This window comes from Fulvimonas sp. R45 (assembly GCF_030504985.1).
Classification (GTDB): Bacteria; Pseudomonadota; Gammaproteobacteria; order Xanthomonadales; family Rhodanobacteraceae; genus Rhodanobacter_A.
This window is the reverse complement of the sequence record NZ_JASERU010000012.1, coordinates 62367-77773: the sequence shown is the minus strand read 5'-3', so window position 1 is coordinate 77773 and position 15407 is coordinate 62367. Positions and strand designations below refer to the sequence as shown.

The 15407-nt window shown below is 69.8% G+C and carries 12 protein-coding genes; 8 read left to right on the top strand and 4 right to left on the bottom strand.

The annotated features are described in order from the left end of the window. The first annotated feature begins 106 nt into the window (after window positions 1-106). From lptD to QMK61_RS11915, 7 genes are all read left to right on the top strand, one after another. Entirely contained in the window at window positions 107-2527 is a 2421-nt protein-coding gene (lptD, locus tag QMK61_RS11945; RefSeq protein ID WP_302072437.1) for an LPS assembly protein LptD, read from the top strand. 33 nt (window positions 2528-2560) lie between these two features. Further along, window positions 2561-3928 (top strand): peptidylprolyl isomerase, encoded by a 1368-nt coding sequence (locus QMK61_RS11940; protein ID WP_302072436.1) that lies wholly within the window; start codon window positions 2561-2563, stop codon window positions 3926-3928. Window positions 3929-3953: 25 nt separating this feature from the next. Then, window positions 3954-4982 (top strand): 4-hydroxythreonine-4-phosphate dehydrogenase PdxA, encoded by a 1029-nt coding sequence (gene pdxA, locus QMK61_RS11935; protein WP_302072435.1) that lies wholly within the window; start codon window positions 3954-3956, stop codon window positions 4980-4982. 24 nt (window positions 4983-5006) lie between these two features. Then, complete coding sequence (gene rsmA, locus QMK61_RS11930; RefSeq protein WP_302072434.1) at window positions 5007-5795, top strand: 16S rRNA (adenine(1518)-N(6)/adenine(1519)-N(6))-dimethyltransferase RsmA; 789 nt, start codon at window positions 5007-5009, stop codon at window positions 5793-5795. Window positions 5796-5851: 56 nt separating this feature from the next. Further along, entirely contained in the window at window positions 5852-6235 is a 384-nt protein-coding gene (gene apaG, locus QMK61_RS11925; protein ID WP_302072433.1) for a Co2+/Mg2+ efflux protein ApaG, read from the top strand. A 15-nt stretch (window positions 6236-6250) separates the two neighbouring features. Further along, window positions 6251-7099: a symmetrical bis(5'-nucleosyl)-tetraphosphatase gene (locus tag QMK61_RS11920; protein WP_302072432.1), complete on the top strand. Its 849-nt coding sequence runs from the start codon at window positions 6251-6253 to the stop codon at window positions 7097-7099. Between the two features lie 229 nt (window positions 7100-7328). Further along, complete coding sequence (locus tag QMK61_RS11915; protein ID WP_302072431.1) at window positions 7329-8114, top strand: class I SAM-dependent methyltransferase; 786 nt, start codon at window positions 7329-7331, stop codon at window positions 8112-8114. Window positions 8115-8187: 73 nt separating this feature from the next. Here QMK61_RS11915 and secA read toward each other — a convergent pair whose 3' ends face one another. Together secA and QMK61_RS11905 are read right to left on the bottom strand one after the other, a co-directional pair. Continuing rightward, window positions 8188-10914, bottom strand: a complete 2727-nt coding sequence (secA, locus tag QMK61_RS11910) for a preprotein translocase subunit SecA (RefSeq protein ID WP_302072430.1) — start codon at window positions 10912-10914, stop codon at window positions 8188-8190. 198 nt (window positions 10915-11112) lie between these two features. Further along, window positions 11113-12045, bottom strand: coding sequence for a M23 family metallopeptidase (locus QMK61_RS11905; RefSeq protein WP_302072429.1), 933 nt, complete (start codon window positions 12043-12045; stop codon window positions 11113-11115). Between the two features lie 27 nt (window positions 12046-12072). On the opposite strand from QMK61_RS11905, the gene QMK61_RS11900 reads away from it, so the two are divergent. After that, window positions 12073-12555: a DciA family protein gene (locus tag QMK61_RS11900; RefSeq protein WP_302072428.1), complete on the top strand. Its 483-nt coding sequence runs from the start codon at window positions 12073-12075 to the stop codon at window positions 12553-12555. Window positions 12556-12755: 200 nt separating this feature from the next. Here QMK61_RS11900 and lpxC read toward each other — a convergent pair whose 3' ends face one another. Both lpxC and ftsZ read right to left on the bottom strand, forming a co-directional pair. Beyond that, window positions 12756-13670 (bottom strand): UDP-3-O-acyl-N-acetylglucosamine deacetylase, encoded by a 915-nt coding sequence (gene lpxC / locus QMK61_RS11895; RefSeq protein ID WP_302072427.1) that lies wholly within the window; start codon window positions 13668-13670, stop codon window positions 12756-12758. Between the two features lie 468 nt (window positions 13671-14138). Continuing rightward, window positions 14139-15320: a cell division protein FtsZ gene (gene ftsZ, locus QMK61_RS11890; RefSeq protein ID WP_302072426.1), complete on the bottom strand. Its 1182-nt coding sequence runs from the start codon at window positions 15318-15320 to the stop codon at window positions 14139-14141. Window positions 15321-15407: the final 87 nt, after the last annotated feature.

Sequence of the window (15407 nt, the reverse complement as noted above, 5' to 3'; positions counted from 1 at the left end):
GCGCGCTGCGCCGGACGTCGGCCAGGCCCGCCGGCTGCCATGTGCATGCCGCGTACAGGGCCTTTCTGCTAGCTTACTGCGTCTTTCCGCCGACAGACTGCCGACCGTGACGCGCACGCATCGCTCCCTGCCCCCCCGTCGCCTGCTGGCGGTCGCCGCCGCCCTGGCCCTGATCGGCGCCCAGGCCGAGGCCGGCACCGGGACGACACGCCGGCACCGGACGGTGGAGACCGGCGACACTCCCCAGGCCTGCCCGCTGGGCACCTTCGTCTGCCCGCCGCGTCCGGACAACTTCGCGCTGTGCCGGCCGAACGCGTTGCTGGAGTTCTACGACCCCACCCTGCCGCAGGACACCCGCCTGCGCGAGACCGCCGACACTCACGCCGCCGCCGAGCACGTGGACAGCTCGAACCAGACCGTCTATCACCTCGCCGGCAACGTGAAGATCACCCGCGCCGACCAGCAGCTGCAGGCCGACCGCGTCGACTACAACGACGAGACCACCGACTACGACGCCCGCGGCAACGTGCGCGGCCAGGCCGCCGGCGAACTGTTCACCGCCGACCACATGCAGGGCAACACCGACGCCAGCCGCGGCGTGGCCGAGGGCCACCTGCGCTACCAGATGCTGGACTCGCACGGCAACGGCACCGCCGACCGCATGCACATGCTGGATGCCCAGCACAGCCGCTACAGCCGGGTCAGCTATTCCACCTGCGACGTCGGCCACCACCTGTGGGAGATCCGCGCCCGGGAGCTCACCATCAACAAGGAAACCGGCCGCGGCGTGGCGCGCGGCGCCACCATGCGCTTCGCGCACGTGCCGTTCCTGTACCTGCCGTGGCTGAGCTTCCCGGTGGACAACCGCCGCATGAGCGGCTTCCTGTACCCCACCTTCGCCCACACCAGCCGCGCCGGCTACATGCTGAGCGCGCCGTACTACCTCAACCTGGCGCCGAACTACGACGCCACGCTGGACCCGCGGCTGTACTCCAAGCGCGGCCCGATGCTGGCCGGGCAGACGCGCTACCTGCTGCCCGGTTCCAGCGGCACGCTGGACTTCGAATACCTGGACAGCGACCGCTTCGACGACCGCACGCTGTCGCCCACCGCCACCGACACCCAGGGCAACAAGCGCTGGCTGGTGCGCCTGGACGACAGCATCGCGCTGTGGCCGGGCTGGTCGATCGGCACCAGCATCAACCGCGCCTCCGACCGCAACTACCTGCGCGACTTCGGCAGCGACCTGTACACCGTCGCCACCGGCACGCTGACCTCCAGCAGCTACCTGCGCGGCTCGGGCACCTGGTGGAACGCCTCGTTCGGTACCGACTACTACCAGAACGTGGACCCCTCGCTGCCCGACAGCGTGGTGCAGTACAAGCGCTGGCCCCGCGCCACGCTGAGCCTGGACATCCCGCTCAACCGCTGGCTCGAGGCCGGCCTGGACAGCGAGGCGGTGGCGTTCCGCAAGGACGACGTGGTGGAGGGCAACCGGCTCGACCTGTATCCCTACCTCGGCGCCGACTTCCAGGGCGCGGCGTGGTTCGTGCGGCCCAAGCTGGCCTGGCGCTACACCGCCTACCAGCTCAAGAACGGCTACCAGTACTACGGTTTCTACGGCCCGCTGGCGCAGGGCCAGGTCTCGCCGTTCACCGACCGCACGCCCAGCCGCTCGCTGCCCATCGCCAGCATCGACAGCGGCCTGATCTTCGAGCGCGACACCTCGCTGTTCGGCGAGCACTACACGCAGACGCTGGAACCGCGGCTGTACTACCTGTACGCGCCCTACCGCGACCAGGGCAACCTGCCGCTGTTCGACACCACGCTGATGTCGTTCGACTACTGGCAGCTGTTCTCGCCGAACCAGTATTCCGGCGCCGACCGCCAGATGAACGCGAACAACCTGTCCGCCGCGGTGACCACCCGCCTGCTCGACGACAGCGGCGTGGAGCGGCTGTCGCTGAGCTTCGGCCAGATCCGCTACTTCACCCCGCAGAAGGTGCAGCTGCCGGGCGTGCCGGTCACCGACTGGTCGGGCTCGGACTACGTGGTCGAGCTGGGCACCCAGCTCAGCGACCAGTGGCGCCTGAACAGCTCCTACCAGTGGAACCCGCACAGCCGCCAGACCGACATGGGCTCGCTGCAGCTGCAGCGCCGGATCGGCCTGGACGGCGTGCTGAACTTCTCCTACCGCTTCCGCCGCAACCTGCTGGAACAATACGACGCCTCGATGGTCTATCCGGTCTCCGCGCGCTGGCGCCTGCTGGGCCACTGGACCTACTCGGTCAGGGATCGGCGCACGGTGGAAGCCATGGCCGGCCTGCAGTACGAGGGTTGCTGCGTGCGCGTCAGCGTGCTCGGACGCCACTTCGTGCGCGGCTACGACGGCCTGGTCACCGACACCACCACGGCCAACCCGGGCACCGACAACGCGATCATGTTCGAGCTGGAATTCAAGGGCATGGGCGCGTTCAACGGCCAGGCGGAGAGCTATCTGCGCCGTGGTATTCTTGGCTATCAATGATTTGTCGCCCCGGCGATTGAAGGCCCACGACTGATGAAGCAGACCTTCGCGTTACTCCTGTTCGCGACCGCGCTGGCGGCCACGCCGTTCGCCCGGGCCCAGTTGCTGCCGCAGGCCGCCGCGCCCGGCCAGGGCGGCACCGGACAGGACCAGTCGCTCGACCGTGTCGTCGCCGTGGTCGAGGAGGACGTGATCCTCCAGAGCGAGCTGGACCAGGCCGTGGCCGCGGTGCAGCAGCAATACGCCCAGCATCCCGAGCAGTTGCCACCGATCGACGTGCTGCGCCGGCAGGTGCTGGACCGCCTGATCCTGATGAAGCTGCAGCTGCAGCGCGCCGACGACCAGGGCGTGCACGTCTCCGACCAGGACGTGGACCAGGCCGTGGCCGCGGTGGCCCAGCAGAACAAGATGTCGCCCGACCAGCTGCGCGCCGCCGTCGAGCAGAGCGGCCAGAGCTTCGCCGCGTTCCGCCAGCAGCTGCACGACCAGTTGGTGGTGCAGCGCCTGCACCAGAGCGTGGTGCGCGACTCCGTCTCGGTCACCGACAGCGAGGTCGACAACCTGCTGAACAGCCCGAGCTACAAGGCCGGCGAGGTGCACCTGGCGCACATCGAGATCAGCATCCCCAGCGGCGCCAGCGCCAGCGACATCCAGGCCGCCGCGGCCAAGGCCAAGGCCGCGCTGGACGCGATCAAGGGCGGCATGGACTTCAACGCCGCCGCGATCCGCTACTCCGACGCCCCCGACGCGCTGGAAGGCGGCGACCTCGGCTGGCGCCGCATGGACGAGATCCCGCCCGCCTTCGTGGACACCATCGCCGGCATGAAGCCCGGCGACGTCAGCCCGGCGCTGCGCGGTCCCACCGGCTTCCACATCCTGAAGCTGGTCGGCCAGCGCCAGCCCGGCAAGCAGATCGTCACCGAATTCCACGCCCGCCACATCCTGATCAAGCCCAGCCAGCTGCTCTCGCCGCAGCAGGCCGAGCAGAAGGCGCGCGACCTGTACAACCGCATCGTCAACAAGCATGCCTCCTTCGCCGACCTGGCCAAGCAGGATTCCGACGACGACACCACCGCCAACGAGGGCGGCGACATGGGCTGGTTCCAGCAGGACGCCTGGGGCAGCGCGATCGGACAACAGATCGCCGGGCTCAAGGACGGCCAGGTCTCGCAGCCGTTCCAGACCGCCGAAGGCTGGCACCTGCTGCAGCGCCTGGGCGAGCGCCAGAGCGACGTCACCGAGAAGGCCGCGCGCGACCAGGCGCGCCAGGCGATCGGCAACCGCAAGGCCGACCAGGCCTACGACGACTACCTGCGCCAGCTGCGCTCCAGTTCCTACGTGAAGATCCTGGTGCCCGCGCTGGCCGATCCGGACAGCGCCGACGCCAAGGCGTCCCCGTGACGCCGGCGGCCGCCCTGCCGCAGCCGTGAACGCCCCGGCCCTGCCCCGGCTCGCCGTCACCGCGGGCGAGCCCGCGGGCGTCGGTCCCGAGCTGCTGGCGCGCCTGGCCGCCACGCCGCTGGCGGCCGACCTCGTCGCCGTCACCGACCGCGACCTGCTGGCCCGCGCCGCCGCGCGCTGCGGGCTCGCCATCGCGCTGCACGAGGACGACGGCCACGGCATCGCCGAACGGCCGCCCGGCACCCTGCGCGTGCGCCACGTGCCGCTGGGCGTACCCGAAGCGCCAGGGCAACCGGACCCGCGCAACGCCTCCCACGTGCTGGCCACCCTGGCCGAGGCTGCCGACGGTTGCATGGCCGGCCGCTACGCCGCCGTGGTTACCGCGCCGCTGCAGAAGGCCTCGATCAACGAGGCCGGCATCCCCTTCAGCGGCCACACCGAATTCTTCGCCCGGCGCGCCGGCGCGGACGTGGTGATGATGCTGGCCAGCCCCGAGCTGCGCGTGGCGCTGGCCACCACGCACCTGCCGCTGGCCGCCGTGCCTGCCGCGATCACCCGCGAGGCGCTGGAGCGCGTGCTGCGCATCGTGCACGCCGAGCTGCGCGCGAAGTTCGGCATCGCCGAACCGCGCATCGCCGTGCTCGGCCTCAACCCGCACGCCGGCGAGAACGGCCACCTGGGCCGCGAGGAACTGAACGTGGTCGTCCCGCTGCTCGACGCGCTGCGCGCCGAAGGCCTGCAGCTGCTCGGCCCGCTGCCCGCCGACACCGCCTTCGTGCCCGCGCAGCGTGCGCGCTACGACGCGGTACTGGCGATGTACCACGACCAGGCGCTGCCGGTGCTGAAGAGCGAAGCCTTCGACCGCACCGTCAACCTCACCCTCGGGCTGCCCTTCATCCGCACCTCGGTCGACCACGGCACCGCGCTCGACCTGGCCGGCACCGGCCGCGCCGACCCCGCCAGCCTGGTCGCTGCGACCAGGCTGGCCATGAGCCTCGTGGCGCGCAGCGCCGCCCTCTCTCCCTCTCCCCTGCGGGGAGAGGGCAAGGGGTGAAGGGCCAACCTTGCGACAGTCCCCATGAACCATTCCCCCGCCCGCCCCAAGAAAAGCTTCGGCCAGCACTTCCTGCGCGAACGCCGCTACATCGAGCGCATCGTGGCGGCGGTGGCGCCGCGCGCGGACGATTTCGTGGTGGAGATCGGCCCCGGCGAGGGCGCGCTCACCCTGCCGCTGCTGGCCGCCGCCGGCCGGCTCACCGCGATCGAGCTGGACACCGACCTGATCCCCTCGCTGCAGGCGCGCGCCGCCGGGGTGGGCGAGCTGTCGATCATCCACGCCGACGTGCTGAAGGTGGACTTCAGCGCGCTGGCGCACCGCCACGGCGTGGAACGCCTGCGCCTGGCCGGCAACCTGCCCTACTACATCTCCAGCCCGATCCTGTTCCACTGCGTCGAGCACGCGGCGGCGATCGCCGACATGCACTTCATGCTGCAGAAGGAAGTGGTGGACCGCATGGCCGCCGAGCCGGGCAGCAAGGTCTACGGGCGGCTGTCGGTGATGCTGCAGCTGGCCTGCCGGGTCGAGCCGCTGTTCACCGTGCCGCCCGGCGCGTTCCGGCCGCCGCCGAAGGTGGACTCCGCGGTGGTGCGGCTGGTGCCGCTGGAGCCCGCGCAACGCCACGACGCCGATCCGGCGCGGCTGCACGCCGTGGTCAAGGCGGCCTTCGCGCAGCGGCGCAAGACCCTGGGCAACGCGCTGGGCCAGTTGCTGGACGCCGACGCCATCCGCCGCGCCGACATCGACCCGAAGGCCCGCGCCGAGACGTTGGCGCCAGCCGACTTCGTGCGCCTGGCCAAGGTGGCCTGAACGCCGCGCCGCCGCACGCGCTGCCCATGCATGGCGGCAACCCGTACAATCCGCCCATGACCGAGAAAGCTTCCTACACGATCGACGTGCAGGTCGTAAGCCGTTTCGTGCCCGACCAGTCCAAGCCCGGCGACAACCGCTACGTGTTCGCCTACACCGTGACCCTGCGCAACGCGGGCAGCGTGCCGGCGCAGCTGCTGTCGCGGCATTGGGTGATCACCGACGCCAACGGCAAGGTGGAAGAGGTGCGCGGCGACGGCGTGGTCGGCGAGCAGCCGTGGATGCGCCCCGGCGACGACTACGAGTACACCTCCGGCGCGGTGCTGGAGACGCCCGTGGGCACCATGGGCGGCAGCTACCAGATGCTGGCCGACGACGGCACCCGCTTCGAGGCGGCGATCCCGCGCTTCACCCTGTCCATTCCGCGGACCCTGCATTGATGGCGCGCGGCTGACATGGCGACCTACGCGATCGGCGACGTCCAGGGCTGCTATCCGGAACTGCGCCGGCTGCTGGACAAGCTGCGCTTCGACCCCGCCGCGGACCGGCTCTGGTTCTGCGGCGACCTGGTCAACCGCGGCGGCCGCTCGCTGGACACCCTGCGCCTGATCCACGGCCTGCGCGAGCAGAGCGTGGTGACGCTGGGCAACCACGACCTCAGCCTGCTCGCCATCGCCGAGCGCAAACCCGACGCACAGGCACGGGTGAATCCCGAGCTGCGCGAGGTGCTGTTCGCCGAGGACGCGCCGGTGCTGTTCGAATGGCTGCGCGGCCAGAAGCTGCTGCACCACGACGAGTCGCTCGGCTGGACCATGGTGCACGCCGGCCTGTCCCCGTTCTGGACGCTGAAGCAGGCGCAGCGCTGCGCGCTGGAAGTGGAGCGCGAGCTGTCCGGCCCGCAGCGCGGCCGGCTGCTGCGCAACCTCTTCGGCAACCGCCCTGCGGCCTGGACCAACCGCCTGCAGGGCGTCGAGCGCCTGCGCGCCGCGATCAACACGCTGACCCGCATGCGCTACTGCGACGTCAACGGCCGCATCGACTTCGAGGGCAAGGGCATGCCGGGCACGCAGAAGCCTGGCATGTACCCGTGGTTCGAGGTGCCCGGCATGCGCCGGCGCGACACCCGCATCGTGTGCGGCCACTGGTCGGCGCTGGGCCGCTTCGCCGGTCTCGGCGTGTACGCCATCGACACCGGCTGCGTATGGGGCGGCAAGCTCACCGCGCTGCGCCTGGATACCGACGAGCCCTCCTACGTCACGGTCGACGCCGAACCGCACCGCAAGCGCCTGCCCGGCGGCGACTGAGCACCGCGGAAGCGCCGGGCCTTCCCTGTCTTTGAGTGTTCAAAATCTCCCCGTGGCCCGCGCCGGGAGCTGTTTGCGCGCAGACCAAGGAAGAGCGGAGGCGTGGGCGTCCGTCCACGACGGAGCGATGACGCGGGGATGCGGGCCAACAGGCCCTTATGGCGTTTCGGAACGAGCCGACCTCCGGCGCCCATGCTAGCTTGACGGTTCCCCACCCCAGGAGCCGCACATGGAACACCAGGGCACCGTCGCGCAGCAGTTCGGGCCGCAGGCCCAGGCCTACCTGTCGAGCGCGGTCCACGCGCAGGGCCGCGACCTCGGCCAGCTGACCGGGCTCGCCGCGCGGGTGGCCGCCGGCGCCGCCGTGCTCGACCTCGGCTGCGGCGCCGGCCACGCCGGCTTCGCGCTGGCGCCGCACGCCGCCGAGGTGGTGGCCTACGACCTGTCCGCCGACATGCTCGCGACGGTGGCGCAGGCCGCGGCCGAGCGTGGCCTGGCCTCGATCCGCACCCGGCAGGGGCCGGCCGAGCGGCTGCCGTTCGCCGACGGCACCTTCGCCCTCGTGGCCAGCCGCTACAGCGCGCATCACTGGGACGACCCGGCGGCCGCGCTGGCCGAGGCGGCGCGCGTGCTCGCGCCCGGCGGAACGCTGTGCCTGATCGACGTGGTCGGCCCGCAGGGCCCGCATGCGGCGCTGCTCGACACCCACCTGCAGGCGCTGGAACTGCTGCGCGACGTCTCGCACGTGCGCGATTACGGCCGCGGCGAATGGCGCGCCATGCTCGACGCCGCCGGGTTCGAACGGCTCGACGAGCAGGACTGGCGGCTGGACATCGAATTCTCCGGCTGGCTGGCGCGCATGCGCACGCCGTCCGTGCTGGAAGCGGCGATCCGCCAGTTGCTGGCGCACGCGCCGCGCGAGGTGCGCGACTACTACCGCGTCGACCCGGCGACGCTGGACTTCAAGCTCGAATCGGCGATGTTCATCGCCCGGAAGGCGAACCGCATCGGCTGATCGCACGGCCGCCCGTCCGGAACGAAAACGGCCGGGAAACCCGGCCGTTTTCGCTTGCGCGCCTCGCCAGGGATCAGGCGAGCTGGCCGTGGCAGTGCTTGTACTTCTTGCCGGAACCGCAGGGGCAGGGGTCGTTGCGGCCGATCTTGGGCGCGTTGACCACCGGCGCCGGCGCCATGCCGGCGGCGGCCTGCGCTTCCGCGTCCCCGCCCAGCGCGCCGACCGGGGCGCCGCCGCCGGTGGCCTGCATCTGGCGCTGCAGCCGCTCGGCCATGCGCTGCTGCTCGGCCTCCATCGCGGCGACTTCCTCCTCGCTGCGGATGCGGATGCGCGCCAGCATCTGGATCAGCTCGTGCTTGATGCGGTCGAGCATCTGCGAGAACAGCTCGAACGACTCGTTCTTGAACGCCTGCTTCGGGTCGACCTGGGCGTAGCCGCGCAGGTAGATGCCCTGGCGCAGGTAGTCCATGCTGGCCAGGTGCTCCTTCCAGGCGTTGTCGACCACGCTCAGCATGATGTGCTTCTCGAGCTGGCGCATGGTCTCGCTGCCGATCTGTTCCTCCTTGGCGCGGAACAGCCCGTCGAACAGGCCGCGCACGTGCTCGAGGATGCCCTCGGCGTCGACCTCGGCCTGCTGCTCGACCCAGTGCTTGAGGTCGGCGGAGATGCCGTATTCGCCCTCCAGCGCGCGGTCCAGCCCGGCGATGTCCCACTGATCGTCGATGCTGTCGGCCGGCACGTAGCTGCGCACCAGCTGGGCGACCACGTCCTCGCGGATGTCGGCCACGGTGGCGGAGACGTCCTCCTCCTCCAGCAGCTCGTCGCGCTGGTTGTAGATCACCTTGCGCTGGTCGTTGGCGACGTCGTCGTACTCGAGCAGGTTCTTGCGGATGTCGAAGTTGTGCTGCTCGACCTTGCGCTGCGCCTTCTCGATCTGGCGGCTGATCATGCGGTCTTCCAGCGCGTCCTCGTCCTTCATGCCGAAGCGCTTCATCCAGCGCACCAGGCCTTCGCCGCCGAAGATGCGCAGCAGGTTGTCCTGCAGCGACAGGTAGAAGCGCGAGGAACCCGGGTCGCCCTGGCGGCCGGAGCGGCCGCGCAGCTGGTTGTCGATGCGGCGCGACTCGTGCCGCTCGGTGCCCACGATGTGCAGGCCGCCGGAAGCCAGCACCTGCTCGTGGCGCTTCTTCCATTCGGACTTGACCCGTGCGCGGTCGACGTCGGTGGCGTCCTCGGGCAGCGCGGCCAGCGCCGCGTCCAGGCTGCCGCCCAGCACGATGTCGGTGCCGCGGCCGGCCATGTTGGTGGCGATGGTCACCGCGCCGGGCATGCCGGCCTGCGCCACGATCGCCGCCTCGCGCTCGTGCTGCTTGGCGTTCAGCACCTCGTGCGGGATCTTTTCCTTCGCCAGCAGGCCCGACAGCAACTCGGACACGTCGATCGAGGCGGTGCCCACCAGCACCGGCTGACCGCGCTTGTGGCAGTCCTTGATGTCGGCGATCACCGCCTTGTACTTCTGCTCCTGGCCGAGGAACACCATGTCCGGGTTGTCCACGCGGATCATCGGCTTGTGGGTGGGGATCACCACCACCTCCAGGCCGTAGATGCTCTGGAACTCGAACGCCTCGGTGTCGGCCGTGCCGGTCATGCCGGCCAGCTTCTTGTACATGCGGAACAGGTTCTGGAACGTCACCGTGGCCAGCGTCTGGTTCTCGCGCTGGATCGGCACGCCTTCCTTCGCCTCCACCGCCTGGTGCAGGCCGTCGGACCAGCGGCGGCCGGCCAGGGTGCGGCCGGTGAACTCGTCGACGATGATCACCTCGCCGTCGCGCACGATGTAGTCCACGTCGCGCTGGTAGATCGCGTTGGCGCGCAGCGCGGCGTTGAGGTGGTGCACGATGGCCAGGTTCTTGGAGTCGTACAGGCCGCTGTCCGGGTCGATCACGCCGGCCTGGCGCAGCAGCTCGTCGGCGTGCTGCATGCCCGCCTCGGACAGGTGGACCTGCTTCTGCTTCTCGTCGACCCAGTAGTCGCCCTCGCCTTCCTCTTCCTTCTGGCGCACCAGCCGCGGCACGATCTTGTTCACCGCGAGGTAGAGCTGCGGCGAATCCTCGGCCGGACCGGAGATGATCAGCGGCGTGCGCGCCTCGTCGATCAGGATCGAGTCCACCTCGTCGACGATGGCGTAGTTGAGGCCGCGCTGGTAGCGCTGGTCCTTCGACAGCGCCATGTTGTCGCGCAGGTAGTCGAAGCCGAACTCGTTGTTGGTGCCGTAGGTAATGTCGGCGGCATAGGCCTTGTGCTTGTCGGCGTGGTCCATGCCCGGCCATACCACGTCGGTGCTGAGGCCGAGGAAGCCGTACAGCTTGCCCATCTGGGCGGCGTCGCGGCGGGCCAGGTAGTCGTTCACGGTGACCACGTGCACGCCCTTGCCTTCCAGCGCGTTGAGGTACACCGGCAGCGTCGCCACCAGGGTCTTGCCCTCGCCGGTGCGCATTTCCGCGATCTTGCCCTGGTGCAGCACCATGCCGCCGATCAGCTGCACGTCGTAGTGGCGCATGCCGAGCACGCGCTTGGCGCCCTCGCGCACCACCGCGAAGGCCTCCGGAAGGACCTTGTCCAGCGACTCGCCGCCGGCGACGCGCTGCTTGAACTCCTCGGTCTTGCCGCGCAGCGCGTCGTCGCTCAGCTTCTCGAATTCGGGCTCGAGCGCGTTGATGCGCGCGACGATCTTGGAGAGCTGCCGCAGCACGCGGTCGTTGCGGCTGCCAAAAACGCTCGTCAGGGCACGATTGAACATCGATCTTCCGGATCAGGAGAAAGAGGCACGGCCGGGGAAAATCCCAGCCGGGACAAAGGGGTGATGATACTAGGGTCGACCGGCGATCCCAAACGCGAGGGCGCCGGCGGCGATCCCCCGCATCGGCGCCCTGCCGGTCAGGGGATGGCGTCGCGCCGGCGCGGTTTCAAGACCCGGCGCCGGGCGTGCCGCGTGCGCTCAGCGGTGGTTGCGCACGTAGGCCAGCGGGTTGACCACGCGGCCCTTGTACCAGACCTCGAAGTGCACGTGCGAACCGGTGGAACGTCCGGTGGAGCCGGCGTCCGAGATCGCCTGCCCCACCCGCACCCGCTCGCCCGGATGCACCAGCAGCCGGCTGTTGTGGGCGTAGCGGGTCATGTAGCCGTTGCCGTGGTCGATCTCCACCACCTTGCCGTAGCCGCTGCGCACGCCGGCATAGGTCACCATGCCCTCGGCCACGGCATGCACCGGGGTGCCGAACGGCACCGCGATGTCCAGCCCGGTATGCCGCGCCATGCGGCCATTGAACGGATCCGGCCGCACGCCGAAGTAGGACGAGATGTAACCGCCCGCCACCGGCATCCCGGCGGGCTTCAGGTTGGAATCGATGCGCGCGTTGAGCAGCAGGCTCTGCAGCGCCGAGAGCTGCGCCTGCTGGGTGTCGAACTGGCTGGCCAGCTGGTCGATGCTGGCGCCCAGCGCCTGCGGCAGCATGTAGCCGCCGCCGCTGACATCCTCGACGCCGCCTACCGGCGGCGGCTGGTCGAAGTCGAACTCGCCGTTGTCGAGCTTGCCGGCCTGGGCCAGCCGCTCGCCCAGCGCGTTGAGGCGGGTCGATTGCGCCTGCAACTGGCCCAGCTTCACCGCCAGCGCGTCGAGCTGGCGCTGGGCGTCCTTGCGCATGTCGGCGAGCTGGCCGTCCTGTTGCTTCACCTGCTGGCGCAGGTGGTCGATCTCGCCCAGCGCCCGGCTGCGCGGACTGGCCATGGCCAGCGCCACGCCGGCGCCCAGGCCCGCGCATCCCAGCACCGCCGCGGCGGCGATGCCCAGCAGCCGCCAACGCAGCCGCCGGTCGGCCAGGTCCAGTGTTTTCGGCACCTTCCTGGCACGGGAGACGAGTATGATTTGCATGTCTTTCCACATCGGTTGTCTGCCCCCTTGCAGCACGACGACGCCCCCGCCTCCCGCCGCGCCGGCCACGGACCCAGGCCCGTCGCCGACTGCGGTTCCTTCGCCGCGCTGGCCCGGAAGGCCGGCGTGCTGGATGCGTTGGACCGCGCCCTGCGCCAGACGTTGCCTTCGCCCCTGCGCGAACAGGTGAGATTCGCGCAACGGCGCGGCGAGCGCCTCGTTTTCCTGGCCACCTCGCCAGCCTGGGCCTCGCGCCTGCGCCTGCAGCAGGCGCAGATACTGGCCGCAGCCCACGCCATCGGCGTGCAGGCCGGCTCGATCGTCGTGAAAGTGGCCCCCCTTCCTCCGGCGGCAAACGCACCGGAGCAATCCAAACCGCTTTCGGCCGCGGCCGCGCTTCACCTGAAGGCCGCCGCGACTTCGATCCAAGACCCCGAACTGCGGGCACTGTTCCTTCAGCTGGCGTCCGTCGCCGAGACTGCTTGGGTCCAGCCCGGCGACGCTTCCTGACCTGGATGGCGTGCCGGCATGACCGCCCGGCGATCGCGCCGCCGGGTCGGGACCGTGGGTTTATACCATGCCCCGGCCGGAGTCACGCCCCGGGGCGTCGCCGGGGCGTGAACCGCCCCGCCATCAAAATGTGATGGACATCACAAAATGAAAACGCCGCGCTGGGAGCGCGGCGTCCGATGGCAGGGGTCTGTCCGGCCTCAGATGGCCTGGGCGGGATGCGCGTAGGAAATGGGCGCGGTAGCCGGGTCGTCCTGGTAGCTGACCTCTTCCCAGGCGCTGGCGTCGGCCATCAGGGTGCGCAGCAGCTTGTTGTTCAGCTCGTGGCCCGACTTGTGGGCGTAATACGCGCCCACCAGACTGTGGCCGAGCAGGTAGAGGTCGCCGATGGCGTCGAGGATCTTGTGCTTCACGAACTCGTCCTCGTAGCGCAGGCCGTCCTCGTTCAGCACGCGGTAGTCGTCCAGCACCACGGCGTTGTCCATCGAGCCGCCCAGCGCCAGGTTGTGCTCGCGCAGCATCTCGATGTCGCGCATGAAGCCGAAGGTGCGCGCCCGGCTCACTTCCTTCACGAAGGAGGTGGTGGAGAAATCGATCTCGGCCTTGGAGGTGCGCTTGGAGATGATCGGATGGTTGAACTCGATCGAGAAGCCCACCTTGAAGCCCTCGAACGGCTCGAAGCGCGCCCACTTGTCGCCTTCCTGCACCTTCACCGGCTTCTTGATGCGGATGAAGCGCTTGGCGGCAGGCTGTTCCTCGATGCCCGCGGACTGCAGCAGGAACACGAACGGGCCCGCGCTGCCGTCCATGATCGGCACTTCCGGCGCCGACAGGTCGACGTAGGCGTTGTCGATGCCCAGGCCCGCCATCGCCGAGAGCAGGTGCTCGACGGTGGAGACGCGCACGTCGCCGTTCACCAGCGTGGTGGAAAGCCGCGTATCGCCCACGTTGTCCGGGCGCGCGTAGATGTCCACCGGCGGATTGAGGTCGGTGCGACGGAACACGATGCCGGTGTTCGGCGCGGCCGGGCGCAGGGTCATGTAGACCTTGTCGCCGGTATGCAGGCCGACGCCGGTGGCCCGGATGATGTTCTTGAGCGTACGCTGCTTGATCATTTTTGTTGGTACCTATGGAGAGGCAGCAGCCAATCAGGGGTCGGATGCTAACACAGTCTTAACCTGTGAGAAAGCAAACCGTACCGTACAGTCTGTTGAAGCCTTCATTTTCCTTTCATCGAAGAATGCGATCCATTCGCATTCCGATCCGGGCAAGTACCATAGTCCAGCCAAGCACTTGCGAGTCGACGCGAGGCCCCGTGCCGGGACGGGAAAGCCGGCAGCGGGGCCTCGGACGGACCGGGCGGCTGATCCATGCCCGGTCCCCCTGTCCTGCGCCATCCAGGCGCACCGTCTAGTCGCATTCACACCATCGATGCAGACCGGCCCGTCGCCGCGGGAAACCCGTGCCCCGCCGCGGCCCAGCCGCGGCGCGAAGCCTCCACGCGCCGTCGCCGGAGCGCGACGCACTGGTTTCCAGAGACCGATCGATCCGGCAATCGTTCAATAAGCGTGATTCTCCTCCGTTCAGTCGGCCTGCCGGCGCAGGAAGGCCGGGATGTCGAGGTAGTCGAAGTTCGGGTCGGCAGACTTGGCCGGCGCCTCGCTGCGCGCGGTGCTGGGCACCGCCTCGGGCTGGGCGTAGTCCACCACCTCGTTGCCGGTGCCGGTGCGCAGCACCATCGGCCGCGGGCGGGCGCGCATCTCCACCTCCTGCTGGGTGGCGACCGGGCGCACCGGCTGGCGGGCCGCGGCGCGGTTGAGGCCGGTGGCGACCACGGTGACGCGCACGTCGTCCTGCAGCTCCGGGTCGAGCGAGGTGCCGATCACCACGGTGGCGTCCTCGCTGGCGAAGTCGTGGATCACCCGGCCGATCTCGTCGAACTCGCGCATGGTGAGGTTCGGGCCGGCGGTGACGTTGACCAGGATGCCGCAGGCGCCGTTGAGGTTGACGTCCTCCAGCAGCGGGTTGTTGATCGCCGCCTCGGCCGCGGCCTGGGCGCGGTCGTCGCCGCGGGCGGTGCCTGAACCCATCATCGACAGGCCCATCTCGCTCATCACCGTGCGCACGTCGGCGAAGTCCACGTTGATCAGGCCCGGGGCGGTGATCAGGTCGGCGATGCCCTGCACGGCGCCCAGCAGCACGTCGTTGGCGGCCTTGAACGCGTTCAGCAGGGTGACCTCGCGGCCCAGCACGGAGAGCAGCTTCTCGTTCGGCACGGTGATCAGCGAATCCACGTGCTGGCTGAGGTCCTCGATGCCCTTCAGCGCCACCTGCATGCGCCGGCGCCCCTCGAACGGGAACGGCTTGGTGACCACCGCCACGGTGAGGATGCCCTTCTCCTTGGCCAGCTGCGCCACCACCGGCGCCGCGCCGGTGCCGGTGCCGCCACCCATGCCGGCGGTGATGAACACCATGTCGGCGCCTTCCAGCATTTCCTCGATGCGCTCGCGGTCCTCCAGCGCGGCCTGGCGGCCGACCTCCGGATTGGCGCCCGCGCCCAGGCCCTTGGTGACGTTGGCGCCCAGCTGCAGGTGCATGCGGCCGCCGCAGCCCTTCATGGCCTGCGCATCGGTGTTGGCGACGACGAAGTCGACGCCCTCGACATTGGCGTTGAGCATGTGCGCCACGGCGTTGCCGCCGCCGCCGCCCACGCCGATGACCTTGATGACTGCGTTCGGTGCGATTTTTTCGACCAGTTCGAACATTTCCCGTCCTCCGTAGAGCTTTCGTTGTCGTTGTAGCCGCGGGACGACTCCTGTCGGCCCACGGTGGTGGGCGCGTCCCTTCGCCCG

Bases quoted from the DNA above. Each gene is read 5' to 3' on its own strand.
- secA (WP_302072430.1), bottom strand. From the start codon at position 10,914: ATGTTCAATCGTGCCCTGACGAGCGTTTTTGGCAGCCGCAACGACCGC.
- QMK61_RS11940 (WP_302072436.1), top strand. From the start codon at position 2,561: ATGAAGCAGACCTTCGCGTTACTCCTGTTCGCGACCGCGCTGGCGGCC.
- QMK61_RS11905 (WP_302072429.1), bottom strand. From the start codon at position 12,045: ATGCAAATCATACTCGTCTCCCGTGCCAGGAAGGTGCCGAAAACACTG.
- QMK61_RS11920 (WP_302072432.1), top strand. From the start codon at position 6,251: ATGGCGACCTACGCGATCGGCGACGTCCAGGGCTGCTATCCGGAACTG.
- lpxC (WP_302072427.1), bottom strand. From the start codon at position 13,670: ATGATCAAGCAGCGTACGCTCAAGAACATCATCCGGGCCACCGGCGTC.
- ftsZ (WP_302072426.1), bottom strand. From the start codon at position 15,320: ATGTTCGAACTGGTCGAAAAAATCGCACCGAACGCAGTCATCAAGGTC.
- apaG (WP_302072433.1), top strand. From the start codon at position 5,852: ATGACCGAGAAAGCTTCCTACACGATCGACGTGCAGGTCGTAAGCCGT.
- QMK61_RS11915 (WP_302072431.1), top strand. From the start codon at position 7,329: ATGGAACACCAGGGCACCGTCGCGCAGCAGTTCGGGCCGCAGGCCCAG.
- rsmA (WP_302072434.1), top strand. From the start codon at position 5,007: ATGAACCATTCCCCCGCCCGCCCCAAGAAAAGCTTCGGCCAGCACTTC.